At 51.6% G+C, this 19,171-nt stretch carries 14 protein-coding genes; 2 read left to right on the top strand and 12 right to left on the bottom strand.

Going from position 1 to position 19,171, the window contains the following annotated elements:
- Nucleotides 1-16 precede the first annotated feature (16 nt).
- The 7 genes from V7728_RS00480 to V7728_RS00510 all read right to left on the bottom strand — a co-directional run bounded on the left by V7728_RS00480 (nucleotide 17) and on the right by V7728_RS00510 (nucleotide 13,529).
- Nucleotides 17-7,144 (bottom strand): amino acid adenylation domain-containing protein, encoded by a 7,128-nt coding sequence (locus V7728_RS00480; RefSeq protein WP_099567055.1) that lies wholly within the window; start codon nucleotides 7,142-7,144, stop codon nucleotides 17-19.
- Between the two features lie 14 nt (nucleotides 7,145-7,158).
- Nucleotides 7,159-8,085, bottom strand: a complete 927-nt coding sequence (locus tag V7728_RS00485) for an isochorismatase (protein WP_053104629.1) — start codon at nucleotides 8,083-8,085, stop codon at nucleotides 7,159-7,161.
- A gap of 17 nt (nucleotides 8,086-8,102) precedes the next feature.
- Nucleotides 8,103-9,728, bottom strand: a complete 1,626-nt coding sequence (locus tag V7728_RS00490) for a (2,3-dihydroxybenzoyl)adenylate synthase (RefSeq protein ID WP_007408697.1) — start codon at nucleotides 9,726-9,728, stop codon at nucleotides 8,103-8,105.
- Nucleotides 9,729-9,746: 18 nt separating this feature from the next.
- The gene (gene dhbC, locus V7728_RS00495; protein ID WP_033574907.1) at nucleotides 9,747-10,943 is read right to left on the bottom strand and encodes an isochorismate synthase DhbC; all 1,197 of its coding nucleotides are present in this window, start codon (nucleotides 10,941-10,943) and stop codon (nucleotides 9,747-9,749) included.
- Nucleotides 10,944-10,966: 23 nt separating this feature from the next.
- Nucleotides 10,967-11,752 carry a 2,3-dihydro-2,3-dihydroxybenzoate dehydrogenase gene (locus V7728_RS00500; RefSeq protein WP_099567056.1) on the bottom strand — a complete coding sequence of 262 codons (786 nt, stop codon included), beginning with the start codon at nucleotides 11,750-11,752 and terminating at the stop codon, nucleotides 10,967-10,969.
- A 135-nt stretch (nucleotides 11,753-11,887) separates the two neighbouring features.
- Entirely contained in the window at nucleotides 11,888-12,757 is an 870-nt protein-coding gene (locus tag V7728_RS00505) for an alpha/beta hydrolase (RefSeq protein ID WP_012118332.1), read from the bottom strand.
- A 175-nt stretch (nucleotides 12,758-12,932) separates the two neighbouring features.
- Nucleotides 12,933-13,529: a sulfite oxidase-like oxidoreductase gene (locus tag V7728_RS00510; protein WP_025285202.1), complete on the bottom strand. Its 597-nt coding sequence runs from the start codon at nucleotides 13,527-13,529 to the stop codon at nucleotides 12,933-12,935.
- Nucleotides 13,530-13,628: 99 nt separating this feature from the next.
- Here V7728_RS00510 and V7728_RS00515 point away from each other — a divergent pair, with 99 nt between their 5' ends.
- Complete coding sequence (locus V7728_RS00515; RefSeq protein WP_099567057.1) at nucleotides 13,629-14,222, top strand: biotin transporter BioY; 594 nt, start codon at nucleotides 13,629-13,631, stop codon at nucleotides 14,220-14,222.
- 46 nt (nucleotides 14,223-14,268) lie between these two features.
- Here the strand turns inward: V7728_RS00515 and V7728_RS00520 are convergent, their stop codons facing one another.
- Entirely contained in the window at nucleotides 14,269-15,597 is a 1,329-nt protein-coding gene (locus tag V7728_RS00520) for an SLC13 family permease (RefSeq protein WP_007408703.1), read from the bottom strand.
- Between the two features lie 132 nt (nucleotides 15,598-15,729).
- On the bottom strand, nucleotides 15,730-17,220 hold the full coding sequence (locus tag V7728_RS00525; RefSeq protein ID WP_007613484.1) for a leucyl aminopeptidase: 1,491 nt from the start codon (nucleotides 17,218-17,220) through the stop codon (nucleotides 15,730-15,732).
- Nucleotides 17,221-17,367: 147 nt separating this feature from the next.
- On the opposite strand from V7728_RS00525, the gene V7728_RS00530 reads away from it, so the two are divergent.
- The gene (locus tag V7728_RS00530; protein WP_025285204.1) at nucleotides 17,368-17,844 is read left to right on the top strand and encodes a divergent PAP2 family protein; all 477 of its coding nucleotides are present in this window, start codon (nucleotides 17,368-17,370) and stop codon (nucleotides 17,842-17,844) included.
- Nucleotides 17,845-17,873: 29 nt separating this feature from the next.
- Here the strand turns inward: V7728_RS00530 and V7728_RS00535 are convergent, their stop codons facing one another.
- From V7728_RS00535 to V7728_RS00545, 3 genes are all read right to left on the bottom strand, one after another.
- Nucleotides 17,874-18,515, bottom strand: coding sequence for a 3D domain-containing protein (locus tag V7728_RS00535; protein ID WP_025285205.1), 642 nt, complete (start codon nucleotides 18,513-18,515; stop codon nucleotides 17,874-17,876).
- A 100-nt stretch (nucleotides 18,516-18,615) separates the two neighbouring features.
- Complete coding sequence (locus tag V7728_RS00540; RefSeq protein ID WP_025285206.1) at nucleotides 18,616-18,936, bottom strand: YuiB family protein; 321 nt, start codon at nucleotides 18,934-18,936, stop codon at nucleotides 18,616-18,618.
- A gap of 68 nt (nucleotides 18,937-19,004) precedes the next feature.
- Entirely contained in the window at nucleotides 19,005-19,130 is a 126-nt protein-coding gene (locus tag V7728_RS00545) for a YuiA family protein (RefSeq protein ID WP_007408708.1), read from the bottom strand.
- Nucleotides 19,131-19,171: the final 41 nt, after the last annotated feature.

Genomic DNA, 19,171 nt, shown 5'->3' on the forward strand with positions numbered 1-19,171 from the left:
CTTCTCTTTCCTTTCTTTACCGGACTGTACGCCGTCCGTTTAATTTCTCTGCCAGAATCGCGCCAATGTCGGCAAGCGGGCCCGGCTGGCACATATCTTTATGGCGGCAGTCTAAGTCATACCGCTCGATTTTCCCCGTAATATACGGTTTCCAAGTATCCGGCTCAATCGGGTCAAACCACTCCGGAATAATCGTTGATCTGAAGAACAGCACATCTCCGTGGAACGGTTTCGGCTTGTATGTTCCTAACAGCCCGACAGAATTAATGTACGTGTCTTTCAGATTCATCATCACTGACTCGTCCAGGCTGGCTAATGCGCTTCCCTCACGGCGGAGAATGGTCAGCGCGGTGTCAAAATCAAGCGGCTGATCCCCGAGGCTGTCCGGGTCGTACCCTCCCAGGGCGAGCAGCGCGATGACGGCTTCCTCGTCATCAGGCGCATTTTTTATCGGCAGAAAATGATTCGGATACGCGTCAAGCATCACCAAAAGCGAAACCTCTTCACCCCGGCTCTGTAATTGTGTCGCCATGGCCTGAATGACATTCCCTCCGAGAGACCAGCCGAGCAGACGGTACGGCCCTTTCGGCTGCACGGTGCGGATTTTTTCAATATAATCCGCCGCCATGTCATCTAGGCTTTGCGGAAGCGATTCTTTTTTTCCGATGCCTCTCGCCTGTAAGCCGTATATCGGATAATCAGCCTCTAAAGAAGACATCAGCCCGGCATAACACCAGCTGAGACCGCCGGCCGGATGGACACAGAACAACGGTGTTTCTTCTCCTGCCGTTCTGAGCGGAAGAAGAACATCAAGCGCGCTTGCGCCCGTTCCTGACTCAAGTCTTTCAGCAAGGCTTGCCACCGTAGGAGCTTCAAATAATGTTCCGATACTCAGCTCGGCTCCCATCGCTTCCCGAATACGGCTCATTAAATGAACCGCAAGCAAAGAATGGCCGCCTAAATCAAAGAATCTGTCATCAATACCGACACGCGGCAGGTGAAGCACCTCTGCGAACAGCTCACACAGCATTTCTTCCTGCGGCGTTCTCGGCCCCCGGCCGGTGACCTCCGTTTGGAAGTCAGGCGCAGGGAGCGCTTTTCGGTCAAGCTTTCCATTCGGTGTCAGCGGCAATTCATCCATTTGGACAAAAGCTGACGGAACCATGTAATCCGGCAGGCTTTCTTCGGCAAACCGGCGCATGTCCCCCGTGTCCAAGGTGCTGCCGGCAGATCGGACAAGGTAGGCGGCCAGCCGTTTATCTCCCGGCCGGTCTTCACGGACGACTACGGCGGCATCCTCAACATCCGGATGTTTGACGAGAACCGCTTCGATTTCTCCCAATTCAATCCGGAAGCCGCGGATTTTAATCTGGTGGTCCGCCCTGCCCATATAATCAAGAGAACCGTCCGTCCGCAGACGGGCTAAATCCCCCGTCCGGTACATCCTCGTTCCCGGCGGGCCGTACGGATCAGCCACAAAGCGTTCGGCGGTCAGGCTTTGCCGCCCTAAGTAGCCGCGTGCCACGCCTCCTCCGGCCACATACATTTCGCCCGTGATGCCCGGGGGCACAGGCTCCAGCCGGTCATCAAGCACATATACGTTCAGATCAGGAATGCCGCAGCCGATGAGGCTGTTTGCTCTCAGCTCGGCAATGTTTTTGTCTAATTCAAGGTAACTGACGTGCACCGTCGTTTCCGTAATGCCGTACATATTCACGAGCACCGGCTGATTGTCCGCGTGGCGGCTGTACCAATCCTCAAGCCGGCTCAGCTCAAGCGCCTCGCCGCCGAAGATGATATATCTGAGTGCGAGCTGACGCCCCAGCTCTTTGTGTTCTTTTTCCGCATGCATCAGCTGGTAAAACGCTGACGGCGTTTGGTTAAGCACGGTCACCCGCTCTTTCACGAGGAGATGTAAAAACGCTTCCGGCGATCTGCTGATGTCATGCGGCACGACGACGAGACGTCCGCCGTGAAGCAACGGCCCCCACATTTCCCAGACAGAGAAATCGAAAGCGTAGGAGTGAAACATCGTCCATACATCATCAGAATGAAAGTGATACCAATGCCGCGTCGACTCAAACAGCCGGATAACATTGCTGTGCGGAATGATGACACCTTTCGGCACACCTGTTGATCCCGACGTGTAAATGACGTAGGCCGGGTGAAGCGGTGACAGCGGCCGAATCCGGTCAGCGTCCGCAGGGTTCGTGACGGCATATTGCCGAAGTGTTTCCTTGTTCTGCGGGTCATCCAATATGAAGGCCGGCATGCCGCTTTCGATAGAGAGCTTACTTGCGCCTTCACGGTTGGTGAGCATAAATACAGGCTTGGCATCATGTAACATAAAAGCAATGCGGTCCGCGGGATAATCAGGATCAAGCGGCAGATACGCTGCCCCCGTCTTCAGGACGGCTAACAGCCCGACAATCATATCTAAAGAACGCGGCAGCGCCAGTGCGACAAACTGCTCCGGGCCGACGCCGCGGGCAATCATCATGTGCGCGAGCTGATTGGCTCTTTCATTCAGCTCTTTATAAGTGAGTCCGCTCTCTTCAAAAACTGCCGCCGTTTCAACCGATTTTGCGGCGGCCTGTATTTCAAACAGTTCAGGCAGTGTCTGCCGAGGCTGAATATGCTGTTTTGCACGTTTAACCGGCAAAAGCTTCCGGCGCTCTTCATCAGAAAGAATGGTTAAGCTTCCGATCGGTTTTTCCGGATGTGAGGCGGCATCTTCGAGCAGAAGAAGCAGGCGTCCGGCAAGTGCTTCAGCCGTTTCTTTTCTAAATAAGTCCGTACTGAACTCCAGCAGGCCTTCAATACCGGCAGGCGTGCCGTCGTCATGGCGCTGTTCAGCCAATTCCAGCGTCAAATCAAATTTGGACGATCCGACACTGCTGATTTGCAGGCTTGTTTCCATCTCAGGAAGACTGAGTACAGGGTCAGGCGTATTTTGGAATGCGAGCATCACTTGGAACAGCGGATGTCTTGACCGGGAACGAACCGGATTCAATTCTTCCACGAGACGTTCAAACGGCACGTCCTGATGTTCATATGCTGCGAGATTCATTTCCCTGACCCTTTCAAGAAGCTCACAAAAGCTCGGATCGCCAGAGGTATCGGTTCTCAGTACGAGTGTATTAATGAACATACCCACAAGGTCTCCTAATGCGTCATCACTGCGGCCGGCTATCGGACTGCCGATCGGAATATCGGTCCCTGCACCGAGCCGGGTCAGTAACGCGGAAAGCCCTGATTGAAGCACCATAAACAGGCTTACGCGCTGATTTCTGGCAAGTGAGAGAAGACGGGCATGAAGCTCTTGGCCGATGTTGACCGGAATGACGCCGCCCCTGTAGCTTGATTCAGCGGGACGCGGAAAATCAGACGGCAGCTCCAGCTGATCCGGTACATTTTCAAGCGTTTTCTTCCAGAAATCCAGCTGGCGCGCAATTAAGCTCTCAGAATCAGACGCGCTGCCTAAAAGCTGCTGCTGCCAAAGCGCATAATCCGCATATTGAACCGCCAGCGGCGCCCATTCTGCTTTTTCACCTGTTTGCCGGGCGATATAGGCTATGGATAAGTCACGCATGAGCGGATTCAAGGACCAGCCGTCACCTGCAATGTGATGCAGGAGAATCATCAGCGTATACTCGCCGTCACCAAGATCAAACAGCTCGGCTCGGACGGCCGGCTCTTTAGCGAGATCAAACCGATATCGTGCCGCAGCGGCAAGCATGTCTTGGAGCTCGTTTTTGTCTGCACGTGTCACTGTAAACACAGGGCGGGCTTCTTCAGCAGATAAAATGAGCTGATGAGATGATCCCTTATTTTCCGGAAAAACGGTGCGCAGGCTTTCATGACGGCTGACAACATCGTAAAAGGCGTGTTTCAGCGCTGATTGGTCAAGCTTGCCTGACATGCGGACAATCACCGGAATGTTGTAAGTCGGGCTTGGCCCTTCAAGACAGTAGAGAAACCATAGACGCAGCTGCGCAAATGACAGCGGGATATGCTCCGGCCGGTCAAACGGCTTGAGCTTAGGCCGCGCACTCTTTGCGGTGTCAAGCTGTGCGGCGAGCCCGGCAACGGTCGGCGTATCAAACAGACGGCCGATGCCAAGCTCTGCGCCCATCGTCTCCCGGACCCGGCTCATCAGGCGTCCGGCTAAGAGCGAATGTCCGCCCAATTCAAAGAACCCGTCATCAATTCCGACCCGCGCGAGACCGAGAACCTCGGCAAACAGATCGCATAATATTTCTTCCTGCGGCGTCCGCGGCCCTCTGTCAGACAGGACAGCGGAAAAATCAGGTGCAGGCAGAGCGCTGCGATCGAGCTTCTTATTCGGTGTCAGCGGCAATTCTTCCAGCTGTACAAACGCGCCCGGCACCATATAATCCGGCAGGCTTTCGCCCATATATTCACGAAGTCCGCCGATATCAAGGGGCTGATCCGCGACAGCGTAAGCCGCCAGCCGCTTATCTCCGGGCTGGTCTTCACGGACAATGACGGCGGCCTGCGAAATACCCGGATATTTCGACAGCACTGACTCAATTTCTCCTAATTCTATCCGGAACCCGCGGATTTTAATTTGGTGATCGGCTCTGCTGATATAATCAAGCGAGCCGTCCTCACGCCAGCGCACGAGATCTCCCGTCCGATACATCCTCGCGCCCGCGGGCCCGTACGGATCGGCAATGAATCTTTCCGCTGTTAAATCAGGACGGTTATAATAACCTCTGGCAAGCCCCTCCCCCGCTATATAAAGCTCGCCCGCGATTCCCGGCGGGACGGGCTGCAATGCGGCGTCCAGCACATATACCCGCGTGTTCCAAATCGGCTTTCCGATCGGAGGCGCCCCTGTATGGCCTTTTGCAAGCGGCTGTGCGGCCGACCAGATTGTTGTTTCAGTCGGCCCGTACAGATTCGTCACCGTACAGCCTGATTCAAGCAGAGCATGCATAAGCGCATTCGGAAGCGCCTCACCTCCGACAAGCACCTGCAGCGCCCGGAGAGAATCCGGTTCATTGGTGACTAATGAATGCCACAATGTCGGCGTTGCCTGCATGATTGAAATACCGTATGAGTGAATCATGTGCGCAAGCGCCCGCGGTTCCTGAATCGTCTCTTTACGTGCGATGACGCACCCCGCCCCGCTTATGAGCGGAAGGAAGAGCTCAAGCCCGGAAATATCAAACGCCGCAGTCGTAACGGCAAGCAGGCGGTCTTGTGCGCCAAGCGGGAACATTTCCCGCATGGATAAGAGGAAATTGCTTACGCTTTTTAATGTCACGACTACGCCTTTCGGTTTGCCCGTTGAGCCCGATGTATAAATGATATAAGCGGGGTGCAAAGGCGAACATTCCGCCTGAGCGGGAAAGTCAGCATTTTGAGCGGCAACGGTTTTTACCGTATCCGGGTCATCGAGAATGATCCTTTTTGCATCACTGTCTTCCGGCATGCGGCCGGATAATTCCATCGTTGTAATCAGGCATGCAGGCTGTGCATCTTTGAGCATGTATGTGATCCGCTCAGAAGGAAAATCAGGATCAAGCGGCAGGTATGCGGCTCCCGTTTTCAAAACGGCCAGCATGCTCACGGCCAACTCCTGTGACCGCGGAAGCAGCAAAGCGGCAAATTGTTCCGGTCCGAGCCCCTTTTCCTTTAGCATGCCGGCAAGCTGGTTCGCGCGCTTGTTCAATTCGGCATAGCTGAGCTCTTCGTTTTCGGTGATGATTGCCGGCCGGTCCGGTGTTTTTACGGCCTGTTCGTAAAACAGCTCCGGCAGACTTTTCTGCTTCTCGGCCTTGCGCGTGTCATTCCAGCTTTCCAGTACGCGGAGACGTTCAGTTTCAAGCAGAAGGTTGAGTGTGCCGATTTTTTGTGTCTGGTCTTTCACAGCGGATTCCAACAGAAGCAGGAATCGTTTTTGATGATTTTCAATATCTTCGGCGCTGTACACTTCCGGATTCGCATCAAAGTCCACACGCATTCCGCTTCCGTCCGCTCTGTCGTAAACGTTAATTGACAAATCATCAACGGGCCCTGCTGATAAGTTATGAACGGTCCCCCGCGCTCCGGCGAAATCAAGCGCGTAGTCAAACGGCATCACATTGACTTGCGGGCCGAACAGCCTGCGATTTTCTCCGAGCAATTTAAGGTCGCGGCGCATGTCTTCATGGCGGTATTTCTGATGGCGCCGGATGTTTCGGATTTCTTTTGCCACTTGGCTGACGGCCTCATGAAAATTCATATCCGGGCGGAGAGAAAGCCGTAAAGGAAGAAGATTCATGACCATACTCGGAATATTCAGTGAAATTGAGCCGATCCGCCCCATCATCGGTAAACCGAGCACGATATCCCCTGCGTTTGTCATCCGATGGACATATACCGCCGCTGCGGCCGTGACGGCTTCATGCCAGTTCGGAATCGCTTTTACATGCTGTAAAGCCGTTTCAGAAAGATAAGCCGCGCTTCTCCGAAAACGTGTTGACGTTCGCGGCGCTCTTTCTGCCAAACTGACGACATCAGGTTCATCCGCAAATTTCTCCATCCAAAATTCCCGATCTTTCAGGAATTGATCAGACGCGCGGTATTCTTGCTCTTCTTTTACCAGATCCTCCAAAGAACCGAAGGAGCGCCCGTTATCCGGACGTCCTTCCCGTATTGCGGTGTACATTTGCGCCGTACGCCGTGCCAGCAGTGAAAAACCGTAGCCGTCTATCGCAATGTGGTGAATGCGCTGATACCAGAAAAAGCGTTCCGGTCCCGCCTGAAATAAAATGTCGCGGAACAAAGGCCCGGCCGCCATATCAACGGGCTCAGCCAAATCTGTCTGCATGAGTCTGAGTGCGGCCTGCTTCGGATCAGCTTCTGAACTCACATCTATGACATCGATCGCAGCCTCAAATGGAGGATTGATGATCTGCTTTGGCCCGTCTGCTCCCTCCTCGAAGCGGGCGTGTAATGACGCGGCTTCCGTCAGCACGCGTTCGAGAGCGGTTTTAAATATGTTCACATCGATCGCGCCGTTTATCTCAACGTACTCGCCTGTATTGTAAATCGGATTATCAGGATCAAGCTGCTGCGCAAACCAGATACCGGCCTGTGCGCCTGTCAGAGGCAGCTGTTGTGTATCATGCATTCTATTCTCTCCCTTTATAAATAATCTGCGTTCGGCAAGACTTTTTGAGATCGGGAAGAAAGAAGTCTCCACCACTCTTCCAGCGTCGGGTTCTCCGCCAGTTCCACAAACGTCACTTCAGCTCCGTCACGGCGCCATTGTTCGACAAGACTCATGATTCTGACGGAGTCAAGACCTCTGTCCAGCAGGTCTTCATGATCCGGAATATCAGACGGTGATTCTTGAAGAATCGCCGCAATTTGTTCCCGCACCCGGTCTTTTGTCAATACGGCGGAAGCCTTCCCTTCTCCTTCAGAAACCGGCGCGCCGCCCAGCAGCTCCAGCACTTCGTTTGTCAAAGCTGTGTAAGCGCAGCGCTGAGACGCATATTCGATGGCCATCTTATGTTTTTCTGAAGAAAAATCAGCAACGGCGTCTCCGATAAAGAAGCTTTGGATATCATCCATAAATGCTTCACAGGCTGTGACGAGACAGCCGATGTGTGCATAAATTCCCGTAATCATGAGCTGGTCTCTGCCGCTTTCACGCATGATGTCAAGGAGATTCGTCCGTTTAAACGCGCTGTATCTCCACTTTGTGAGGACAATGTCCTGATCATCCGGGGCAAGCTCCGGAATGACCTTTTCTTCATAAGGCCCGCTTTTTAGCCCCGGCCCCCAAAAATCCGTCAGCAGCGCACGGTCCGCCGGGTCTTGGCTGCCCGGCTGCGCGGTATACACCACCGGAATGCCGAGTGCTTTGCATTGCTCTTTTATTTTTTTGATATTCTGAGACGCCTCTGTGATCGGAGCTTCACCTTTCGCAAAAGCATCGACGAAATAATTCTGCATGTCATGGATCAGAAGCACCGCGCGTTTCGGATTCAGCGTCCACGATACTTTATTTTCAGGCATATCTGACGCTGTCGGCAGCGCATATGCGGGAATAGACGGTATAGCCAATGTAAACACTTCCTTTTTTAAGATTGTTTGATTTCAGCCGGCTTTACTTTTTGGGCGATCGTTTCGCGAAGATCCTTTTTACTGACCTTGCCGACGCCGGTTTTCGGAAAAGAAGCGATAAATTCAATCCGGTCGGGGATTTTATATGCCGCCAGTCCGCGCTCACGCAAAAATGCTTTCAGCTCTCCCGGTTTCGGCGCTTCTCCTTTCGGGATGACGAACACACAGGAACGCTCCCCGAGAAAATCATCCGGCATTGAAACCATGGCCGCATCATGAACGGCAGGATGCGCAAGAAGGTGATTTTCCACCTCCTCAGCGGCTATTTTTTCACCGCCCCGATTGATTTGATCTTTCGCACGTCCTTCGACGATGATATAGCCGTCCGCCGTCAGTTTGACGATATCGCCGGTCTGATAAAATCCGTCGGCTGTGAATGATCTTTCATTATGTTCAGGCGCTTTATAATATCCGCGAATCGTGTAAGGGCCGCGTGTAAACAAATGTCCCGCTTCACCGGGGGCGACATCCCGCCCGTCATCGTCTAAAACCCTTACCTCATCAAAAGGTGACATCGGTCTGCCTTGCGTATTGACAATGATCTCTTCAGGATCATCCAGTCTCGTATAATTCACCAATCCTTCCGCCATTCCGAAAACCTGCTGAAGAGTGCATCCGAAAGCGCTCTTCACACGGCGGGCCGCCTCAGCGCTGAATTTGGCGCCTCCCACCTGCAGCACTTGAAGGCTTGATAAATCATCACTTCGCGAACCGGATGCGTCCATCCACACCATCGCAAGCGGCGGGACGAGCGCTGTAATCGTTACACGTTCTTTTTCAATTAACGGGAAGCAGTCATCCGGGCTCGGCGTCGGTGACAGAACAACCCGGCCTCCGGCATATAAAGTTCCCAGCACACCTGGCGAGCTGAGCGGATAATTATGCGCTGTCGGCAGAGCGGCCAAATAAACGCTGTGTTGATCCAAGCCGCATATTTCCGCGCTGATGCGCAAACTGTATATGTAATCGTCGTGTGTTCGCGGAATCAGCTTGGACAGCCCCGTACTGCCTCCTGAAAGCTGTAAAAAGGCGACTTCCGCCGGGCTTACCTCTTCCAGCTGAACAGGCTCTCTATGCAGGCTGCTCAGTTCCTGAAACTCTTCAGCTTCGCCGGCCACAATGACATGCGCCAAATCAGGAAGTTTGTCTTTCACCTGTCTGGCAAGCGCCCTGTAATCAAAACCTGAATGCATATCAGGAATGATGTATGCTTTCGCCTCTGCAAACTCGCAGAAATACGTAATCTCACTGCTTCTATGAGAAGGCAGCGCGAAAACGGGCAGCGCTCCCAGCCGGAACAGCGCGAAAATCACTTCAAAAAACTCAGCGATATTCGGCAGCTGAACGACAACGCGGTCTTCCTTTTGAATTCCGAGCTTATGCAGCCCCGCCGCTAAACGATCTGCCCTTTCATCTAATTCTTTGTAGGTCCAATGTACATCTTTACACGTCACGGCAGTTTGATTTCCGTATAAAGCCGCGCGCTCTTTCAGCATTCCTCCGAACGTCTCACCCTTCCAGCAGCCGTCTTTTCGGTATTTGTCAGCCCATTCTTCCGGCCATGGCGTAAATCCAGTCAGCACGATCCGTTCCCTCCTTTTTTACAACTCATCTTGGTAAAGCCCCATCGCCCGGAGCATGGTGCGGAATTTCGCCGAGGTCTCGTCCAATTCATCCTGCGGCTTTGATCCGGCGACAATCCCGGCACCCGCAAAGAGCCGGAGAGACCTTGTTTCCGCTTCGGCGCAGCGGAGTGCGATAATCCATTCTCCGTCACCCTCAGCATCACACCAGCCCGCCATTCCCGTGTAGAAATTGCGGTCAAACGGCTCAATATCCTGAATCGCTTCTCTCGCCGCATCCGTCGGCGTTCCGCATACCGCGGGTGTCGGATGCAGGGCGATGGCCAGCTCAAGTGATGTCGTTGACGGATCACGCAGCTCTCCCTTTACCTCGGTGGACAGGTGCCACATCGCCTCAGTTTTAATGAGTGACGGTTTTTCCGGCACATCAAGCACACGGCAGAACGGTTTAAGGGCGGCGGCCACGGCGGCCACGACTACGGCATGTTCATGCAGATCTTTTGCTGATTGCAGCAGTTCTTCCGCTCTTCTCTGATCCTCGGCGGGATCTGTGCTGCGAGGTCTGGAACCTGCCAGCGGATTGGACAGAATCGATGTTCCGTTTTTGGACAGCAGCAGTTCAGGACTTGCGCCGAAAAGCGTTTTTCTTGTTTCTGACGTTCCCGTCACATCCGCAGCGAATGTATAGCCGCGCGGGTTGTGCTGCGCCAAATGCTTGACGGCCTGTGGAATGTCGATATTCTTTTCAGCGGTCAGATGAAGCGTCCTTGACAGCACGATTTTGCTGAGCGGACCGTCCGTAATGTTGAATACGCCTTGTTCCACACCGCTCATAAAGCCCTCAGGCTCCGGAACGGGACGGATGTCATATGTATTGGATTGCGGCTTTTCTGCGGAAGATTCCGCAAACGAAAGCGGGCCTGCCGTATGGACATTCTTCGGTACAAAAAGCCGGGAAGCTTTTCTGCCGTCAAAAGGAATGGCGCCGGCCGCAATCGGATGTTTGATGCCGGCTTGCTTTGCCTCAAGAAGCGTCTGTCTCACGCGTTCAGGCAGTGAATCCAGCTGATTTTCCGCGTCTGTATCAGGCACTTCCGCAAACATTCCTTCCGCAAGCATCGTACTTTTCGGGGAAGCTAAAAAGAACGCCCCGGGCTTGTAAGCGTCCAGCACCTCTTTTGCAGACACTTCCGCCAATAAATGTTGATTTGTCATGTTTGTCCCTCCTTCTCGTTACATCAAACGCCTAAAGTAGCGCCGCCATCAACGCATAAATCATGCATCGTAATATGGTTTGCCTGTTCAGAAGCCAGAAACAAAACGGCATTTGCAATATCAGAAGGCTTCGCCAGCTTTTGAAGCGGAATTCCCGTTTTATATGTATCAAGCGAACCTCTGATGACGTCCCGGGCTCCGTTCTCGTCCTGCCACAGCGCCCGCTGCATGTCGGTTTCCGTTGAACCCGGAGATACGATGTTGCAGCGGATATGATGGGCCGCAAGCTCCAGTCCGAGGCATTTCGTAAACATGACGGCAGCCGCTTTTGACGCCGCATAAGCCGCCATGGAAGCACGCGGAACGCCGGCTGCATTCGAACCGACCGTAACGATGGCGCCCTTTTTCCGCTCAATCATGTACCGGCTTACAGCCCGCGACACATGAAATACGCCGGTCGTATTAACAGAAAATGTTTGATCCCAATCTTCATCACTGAGGGATTGCACCGGACCCGGCCGCAGCACGCCCGCAACGTTCGCCAATATTTCAATAGGCCCCATGTCGCGTTCAACGGCGGCGATGATATCATTGACAGCCGCACTGTCAGATACATCTGCGGCAAACCCCTGCGCCTGCACGCCTTTTTGCCGAAGTCTGTCAGTAAGCCCGAGAAGCAGGTCTTCATTTGTATCTATAGCTGCCACATTTACGCCTTGTTCAGCAAGGGCAAGCGCTGTTGCTTCTCCGATGCCTTGAGCGGCGCCGGTGACAACGGCCGTTTTCCCTTTCATTCCCAATGCGTCCATATTATCATTCCCCTTCTATATTGATAATGATTATCATTATCAACTATGATTCAAGACAATCATATCCAAATCAAAACACGCAGTCAATTAGAAAATTAGAATCAGCCGCATTTAGTTCGAAGGGCCTGTTTTTTCTCATGCGGGAGAATACGGGGTATGCGGTCCTCCCGGATTCAGGCAGAAACGCAGGGCCCTGCTGATTAAAACGGGCAGGACAGAAATATGGCCCTCTCCTTCAAACTCGCTGTATTCAGCACGGACTCCATCATCTTCAAATCCGGATAATAAAGAGTACAGCGCCTCTGCGTGCTGCGGGATTCTGCTTTTATGTGTTTTTTCAATTTCTCCCGCAGCCAGCAATACGCTGACTTGAAGATTTTCCGCAGAGAGCCGGTCTGACAAACGCTCCGCTTTTTCCTGAATAAAACGCTTGTTCCAGTGAATTGACGGACTCCCGGCAACATAGGTCTGGAACATGTCCGGCCTCGTCAAAAGCACTTGCAGCACAAAAAGACCGCCCAGCGAATGGCCGAAAATCGTCTGCCTGCCTCTGTCGATCGGATAATCCCGCTCCATCGCGGGCTTTACTTCTTCTTCTATAAAACTCAGAAACGCTTCCGCCCCTCCCTGTTCGGGCCATGCCGCGCCGCGCGGGTGCACCGGCAGTTCTGATTCAGAAAGCGGCATCGTAAAATCACTGTGACGTTCGGCGGAAAACGGCTGATCTGTCGGGTAGCCGATTCCGACAATCACCGCCGGAACAACGCCTGTTTTTTCAGGCCGTCGGCTTTGCACCCGCAAAGCTTCGGCCATTGTGCCGAATACAGAATTCGCATCGAGCAGGTATATGACGGGGAAGCCGGATGCAGGCGGTTCTTCCTGAGGAAAAGAGACAAAGATACGATACGTACGGCCTCCTTTTGAGCGCATTTCTCTTACTTCTGTGCCCGGAACCGCGTATCGGCCGGCCGGCGCGAAACCCCGCTTTATTTGTTTTCCGTCCATTATGTGTTCATCCCCTTTGCGGCAATTGCTTTATCTATTCTTATTGATAATGATTTTCAATATCAAAAGACACCTCAAATAATAGGTTTTTTGCCAAACAAAGTCAATGGATTTTTGATATAAAAAAAGCACCTTATTTCAATAAGGTACCTAAGAACTATATAGTGATAGGGGCTTAATCCCATGTAAAGCGCTCATTCTTCCATGGATCTCCCCTCATATGGTAGCCGTTTTTCTCCCAAAAGCCGGGGTGGTTTTCCTTTGTGAACTGAATGCCGCGCAGCCATTTAGCGCTTTTCCAAAAATAAAGATGGGGGAAAACGCCTCTGAGCGGATAGCCGTGCTCTGGCGTTAACGGCTCGCCGTTATGCGCATATGCCAGCAGGGATGTTTCCCGCGTAAAATCAGAAAGCGGCAGGTTGGCCGTCCAGCCCTCTTCAGCGTGCAGAATGACGAACCCCGCTTCTTTGTGCACTCGCGCTTTTTCAGCGATGTCTTTGGCGCGTATTCCCTTCCAGATATTATCAAGACGGGACCAGCCCGTGACGCAATGAATATCATTTTTCACTTCGGCTTCAGGAAAGGCTTTGATATCCTCAAAGCTTAGCAGCATAGGACGGTCAACAAGTCCGTACACTTGCAGATTCCATTTTGACATATCTTCATAATAAGGAACATTTCCGGCGTGAAGCACGGGAAACTTCGTTGTGACATTTTGGTTTGGCGGAATCCGTTCCGACTGTTTTGTTTGTTTCGTTTTCCCGAAAAACATATGGCTCCCTCCATTTAGTAAACCTGCATTAAATCTTTGTTGACAATCAATCACCCTTCGATTACGCTAATCTGGTACAAGTGTAAGGGGGAAAAACAAATGAAACAACGCAACCTTCGCGCGGGCGATATGGCGCTTATCGGCATGTTTACCGCACTGATGGCCGTCGGCGCCAACATTACATCAATGGCTCCTTTTTTGCAAGTTGCGGGAATTCCGTTATCGCTGCAGCCTTTCTTTTGTCTGTTAGCCGCGATGCTTCTCGGCGCCAGACGGGCAGCCATTGCAATGACGGTATACGCATTGGCCGGACTCGCGGGGGCGCCTGTTTTCGCTCAATTCTCAGCAGGCTTTGCGCCGTTTATCGGAAAGAGCGGCGGATTTATTCTCGCTTATATCCCGGCGGCATTTGCAGCCGGATGGCTGCTGGAAAAAACAAAAAAACCCGGCCGCCTGCATTATGCATGGGCCTCTTTGATCGGTACCGCCGTCATTTATATCATTGGCACGACCTATACGTATATTGCGCTGAAATTATGGCTTCATGCTCCGATCAGCTACGGAATGGCCTGGTTTTACATGATATGGTTTTTCATAAAAGATATCGTTTTAGCACTGTTATTGGCATCAATCGCGCCTGCCGTTTACAGGTCTGTTCATAAAGCGACGGGGTTCAGCAGAAACCCGGCGTAAGATGTTCTCAGCATACAAAAAGGCTCCCCTTTCCGGGAGCCTTTTTTTACAGGACAAGTGCGGCAATCCAGCCGAATATCACAAGTGGAATGTTATAGAAAATAAATGTCGGTACGCACGTATCCCAAATGTGGTGGTGCTGTCCGTCGGCGCTGAGGCCTGACGTCGGCCCGAGCGTACTGTCACTTGCAGGAGAACCCGCATCACCGACCGCGGCGGCCGCTCCGATTACGGCAATCGTCGCCATCGGACTGAATCCGAGCTGAGCGCACAGCGGGACAAATATGGTCGTAATGACGGGTACGGTTGCAAATGATGATCCGATTCCCATCGTGATTAATAAACCGACCACCAGCATCAGGAGCGCGCCTAATGATTGGCTGTGGCCGATAAAGCCTGTTGATGCTTTGACCAAGGAAGCCACATCACCCGTTTTATTCAATACATTTGAAAAACCGGCCGCAACAAGCATGACAAACCCGATAAAAGCCATCAGAATCATGCCGTCCGTGATCAGCTTATCCGCTTCATTGCGCTTCATGACTCCGCTGATAAACAGCGTAAACAAGCCGGCAAGCGCGCCCATGATCATACCTTCCACTCCGAGCACTTGTGACAGATAGAGCTGAACGGCAAGCGACACGGCAATGGAGATCAAGGCGATGGCAATGCTTTTTTTCGTATAAGGAGAAGACGATAGTCCGGCAATCTCCTTCGTCTCATATTTCTTCGGTTTCCGGAAGACGATGACGGCTAAAATTAAACCGACTACCATCCCGGCCGTCGGAATGATTAAAGCATAAGGGATATCACTGAGCGGCACCTTTAAACCGGCTGCCGCCATATTATCTCTCAGCATCCCCTGGAAAATCTGTCCGAATCCGACAGGCAGAACGATATAAGGCGCAGTCAGTCCGAATGTCATCACACACGCGATCAGTCTGCGGTCTATTTCAAGTTCGTTAAATATTTTTAAAAGCGGCGGAATCAATACAGGAATAAACGCAATGTGAACGGGCACCACGTTTTGCGAGAAACAGGATATGATTAAAATAATCAGTACGATTAACACTTTTGACAGTGCTTTTTTCCGCGAATCTTCCTTTTTTCCGATTAGTTTGACAGACGCTTCCACCATTGCATCGGGAAGCCCCGTCTTTGTCAGCGCCGCGGCAAATGCTCCGAGCAGCGCGTAGCTGACCGCGACGGTGGCATTTCCGCCGAGACCGTCCGTAAAAGCCTTCACCGTCTCTCCTAGGCCTAAGCCGCCGGTCAGCCCGCCGGCAAGCGCGCCGATCATTAAAGCTATAATAATATTGACACGCAGCAGGCTTAAGACGAGCATAAGCAATACTGCGACAACAACAGCATTCATTGATGAGTCCCTCCAAAAATCCTTTAGTTTGCTAATGTAGTAGATAATTAAAGTTACCATATATTCTGCGCTTTAGTCAACTAAAGATTTTGGAAATCAAAAAACCCGCTGCATCAAGGCAGCGGGATGCTGTTATCTTTCGGGCGTAAAGCGCTCAGTCAAAACAGCCAACGTCCTTGCCATGACGCCTGTTGCGCCGGCAGGGCCGAAGCATGTCGCTTTATTCGCCGTTGCGGTTCCCGCAATATCGAGATGAACCCACGGCGTGTTTTCCGCGAATTCACCAATGAATGCCCCCGCCATAATCGCGTGGCCTTCTCTTCCCGGAGAATTGTTCAAATCAGCCATCTGACTGTTTCTCACCCGTTTTTTATCCTTTTCTGTAATCGGAAGCTGCCAGATCGGCTCGCCGGATTCTTTCGCCGATTCCGCAACCTGTTCATAAAACGCGGCGTGATTGGTCATGGCGCCCGTCATTTCGTTCCCTAAGGCGACAATGACACCGCCCGTTAACGTTGCGACGTCTACAAGGACAGAGGCTCCGTGCTGCTTGGCGTATGTGATGCCGTCGGCAAGCACGAGACGCCCTTCCGCATCGGTGTTCAGGATCTCAATGGTTTTTCCGCTGAGCGAAACGATGACATCATCCGGCTTCATAGCATCAGACGAAATCATGTTGTCCGTAGACGGTATGACGGCGAGCACGTTTTGTTCAGGCCGCAGTTCGCCGATAATTTCCATTGCCCCTAATACCGAGGCGGCCCCTCCCATATCGCTTTTCATGCCGACGATGCCGGTTTTCGGCTTAATTGAATATCCGCCCGTATCAAAGGTAATTCCTTTACCGACCAGGCCGATAACGTCTTCCCACTGATCTTTGCCCTGATACTTCAGAACGATCATTTTCGGCGGTTCGGATGAGCCCTTGTTAACAGCAAGCAGCCCGCCCATGCCGAGCTCTTCCATTTCATCTTTTTCTAAAATTTCACACTCGAAATCGTATTTTGCCGCAAGCTCGGCGGCATATGACGCCAAATCAGTGGCCGTCAGCATATTACCCGGCATATTCACAAGCGTGCGGGCTGAATTCGTCCCTTGGCCGTATGCCGCTCCGACGTTCAGGCCGGCCTGCACTTCCCTCAGGTCTTCTTCGGTCACGGCGCAGACTGATTTCAGTTCCTGATCCGGCTCATTTGATTTATGTTTATAATCCTGCACTTCGTAAACCGCAAGCAGACAGCTTTCTGAAAGCGCATGAGCGGCATCGGCGGCAGGCACTTCCCCGGAGACGAATGTATCGAGCAAAACGGATACTTCCTGTTTTTTATCTTGATGAATCTGCTGAAATACTCGTGCAAAGCATTCTTTCGTATCTTCAAACGAATAATCCGCTTCTCTTCCCAGGCCGATAAAATAAATACGTTTCATACCGGTCGCAGCCGGAGGGTATACTTTTGATACACGATTGCGTTTGGCGGACACATCACCATCCTTTAACAGCTGGGTCAGATGACCGTCCAATTTATCATCCAATTCCTTCGTAAATCCGTTCAGCGTGCTTTTTTGAAAAAGACCGATGACCAGTGTTTCGGGATGCCGCAGTTGATCAGATGCATAAAACATGAGTACACACTCCTTATGTGGGTATTTGTTATGTAAAGTGGTATAATGAAAAAACATTTTTCATTGATTTTATTTTACCAAACTAAGGGCGTTTTCTGCAGTTTTTCGATACGATCGGAATCAGCAGATACAGAAAGGATGTTGCATATGGATGTACTTATGAATTTTCCTTTACTGGCGAGTTTTGCCGCCATTATTTTTGCCCAAGTTGTAAAAGTGCCTATTCAATTTATCGTATCAAAAAAACTTGACTGGTCTCTTGTGACGAGCACCGGCGGCATGCCGAGCTCCCATTCCGCTGCCGTCACCGCGCTGTCAACCGGAGTCGCTTTGGAACAGGGACTGGATTCGCCCCTGTTTGCAGTCGCCGCGATTTTCGCCGTCATTACGATGTTCGACGCTACAGGTGTCAGGCGGCATGCGGGTGAACAGGCGACGGTCATTAATAGACTGGTCATCGACTTTAATCGGTTTGTCAGCGAAGCGAAGGACTTTCAGAAAGCGGAAGAGAAGGAAAAACAGAAGAAACTGAAAGAACTGCTCGGCCATCAGCCGATTGAAGTCTTCTTCGGCGGCGTCACCGGTATTGTGCTGACATTGATTTTAGATTATTTCTTTATGTAAAAAACGCTTCAGCGGATGCTGAAGCGTTTTTATTCTTTTACCGTTTTGTATTGATTTCTGAACACTTGCATCGACTTGGTTTCGTTCAGCTTTACAAGTTCGTCCTCGGTCACTGTGCCGTTCCCTTTTTTAATCATGTAGACCTCAAGTGTTTTTTTGCCCCAATTGTTATAGACGTCCTTGACGGTGTCAAAGTAGAGGTCAAGGCGGCTGCCTTTAATTTTTGAGCCGGTATCGGCGACAACCCCGTAACCGTAATTCGGTATAAACAGAATCGTCCCGATCGGGAAAACAGACGGATCGGCCGCAACAGTTGAATATAAATCGCGTTTGACCTTCACGCCTGAATATGTAATTCCGTACTGCGGATGACCCGGAGATTTTCCGGTAGATTCCGCTCCGGCGGTATAACCGGTGGCCGTCACCTTTTGTGACGGATAGCGTTCCCAGTCAAAAGCTTCTTCCAGCGGTTTCATCCTGCCTGATGCCTTCTTTTCCGGCTGATTCTGTAAGGATTGAAACGGAGTGCCGATGTTTTTCAAAACGGCGCCGCGATGTTCCGTCATCCAATTTGTCAGATCCTTTGCTTCAACACCGGTTATGGAAAAGTATGTCGCATGGCATGCGCCCAAAAAGAGCACGATCATGAATACGCGTCTGATTATCGTCAATCTGAAATCACTCTCCTCCGAGTCATTGTTCCCAACTCGGTGAGGTGCTATACAAAAAGCGCCGCGGCACAAAAAAAGCTTTCTCAAATAAGAAAGCGGCTTAAAACATTTGATATCCTCTTTTTCTGAGCGCCTTTATGGCAATGCCTGACGTGATGGCTCCCGCCAGTCCGCCCGCCAAAATCACGACATCCGCAACCGCTAATGACATGATACGCTGAAACAGGCTTTGAAAGGATTCCCCCGGCGCCTGCACGTAACTGATCATCTTTTTATTGCTGATAATGAAAAGGCATACAATCGGATAGACAACAGCCATAATCCACGACATTCTAAGCAGCATGTTCAACAGAAAGCCTATGCCGAAAAACAGTACAAAAAATAGTACGATTGAGATCAGGACAACCGGCAAACTAATCACAAACATCCACCCCCTACAGCACTTTCAGTGTACCTCGGGGGCGGTAAAAAAGTCAACGTCTGGAAAAATCATCGTCTCTCTTTGCCGCTTCCCTGGCAGGAGGGACATGTTTCGGAGCCGCCAAGAAGCAATTGAAAATACCCTTTACCTGAGCAGAACGGACACGCCGCCGTGCTTTTTGCTGTCGTTTTCATGCGGATCACCCTTTTTCTTAATTTTCTGATAATATATCATA

Origin of the sequence: Bacillus sp. JHAA (genome assembly GCF_036961585.1) — a bacterium.
In the GTDB taxonomy this organism is placed as follows: Bacteria; Bacillota; Bacilli; order Bacillales; family Bacillaceae; genus Bacillus; species Bacillus velezensis.

What these genes read in the sequence shown, in the direction of transcription:
- V7728_RS00510 (WP_025285202.1), bottom strand. Translation starts at nt 13,529, where the DNA reads ATGTTTTTCGGGAAAACGAAACAAACAAAACAGTCGGAACGGATTCCG.
- V7728_RS00530 (WP_025285204.1), top strand. Translation starts at nt 17,368, where the DNA reads ATGGATGTACTTATGAATTTTCCTTTACTGGCGAGTTTTGCCGCCATT.
- V7728_RS00515 (WP_099567057.1), top strand. Translation starts at nt 13,629, where the DNA reads ATGAAACAACGCAACCTTCGCGCGGGCGATATGGCGCTTATCGGCATG.
- V7728_RS00545 (WP_007408708.1), bottom strand. Translation starts at nt 19,130, where the DNA reads ATGAAAACGACAGCAAAAAGCACGGCGGCGTGTCCGTTCTGCTCAGGT.
- V7728_RS00480 (WP_099567055.1), bottom strand. Translation starts at nt 7,144, where the DNA reads ATGCATGATACACAACAGCTGCCTCTGACAGGCGCACAGGCCGGTATC.
- V7728_RS00525 (WP_007613484.1), bottom strand. Translation starts at nt 17,220, where the DNA reads ATGTTTTATGCATCTGATCAACTGCGGCATCCCGAAACACTGGTCATC.
- dhbC (WP_033574907.1), bottom strand. Translation starts at nt 10,943, where the DNA reads ATGACAAATCAACATTTATTGGCGGAAGTGTCTGCAAAAGAGGTGCTG.
- V7728_RS00505 (WP_012118332.1), bottom strand. Translation starts at nt 12,757, where the DNA reads ATGGACGGAAAACAAATAAAGCGGGGTTTCGCGCCGGCCGGCCGATAC.
- V7728_RS00500 (WP_099567056.1), bottom strand. Translation starts at nt 11,752, where the DNA reads ATGGACGCATTGGGAATGAAAGGGAAAACGGCCGTTGTCACCGGCGCC.
- V7728_RS00520 (WP_007408703.1), bottom strand. Translation starts at nt 15,597, where the DNA reads ATGAATGCTGTTGTTGTCGCAGTATTGCTTATGCTCGTCTTAAGCCTG.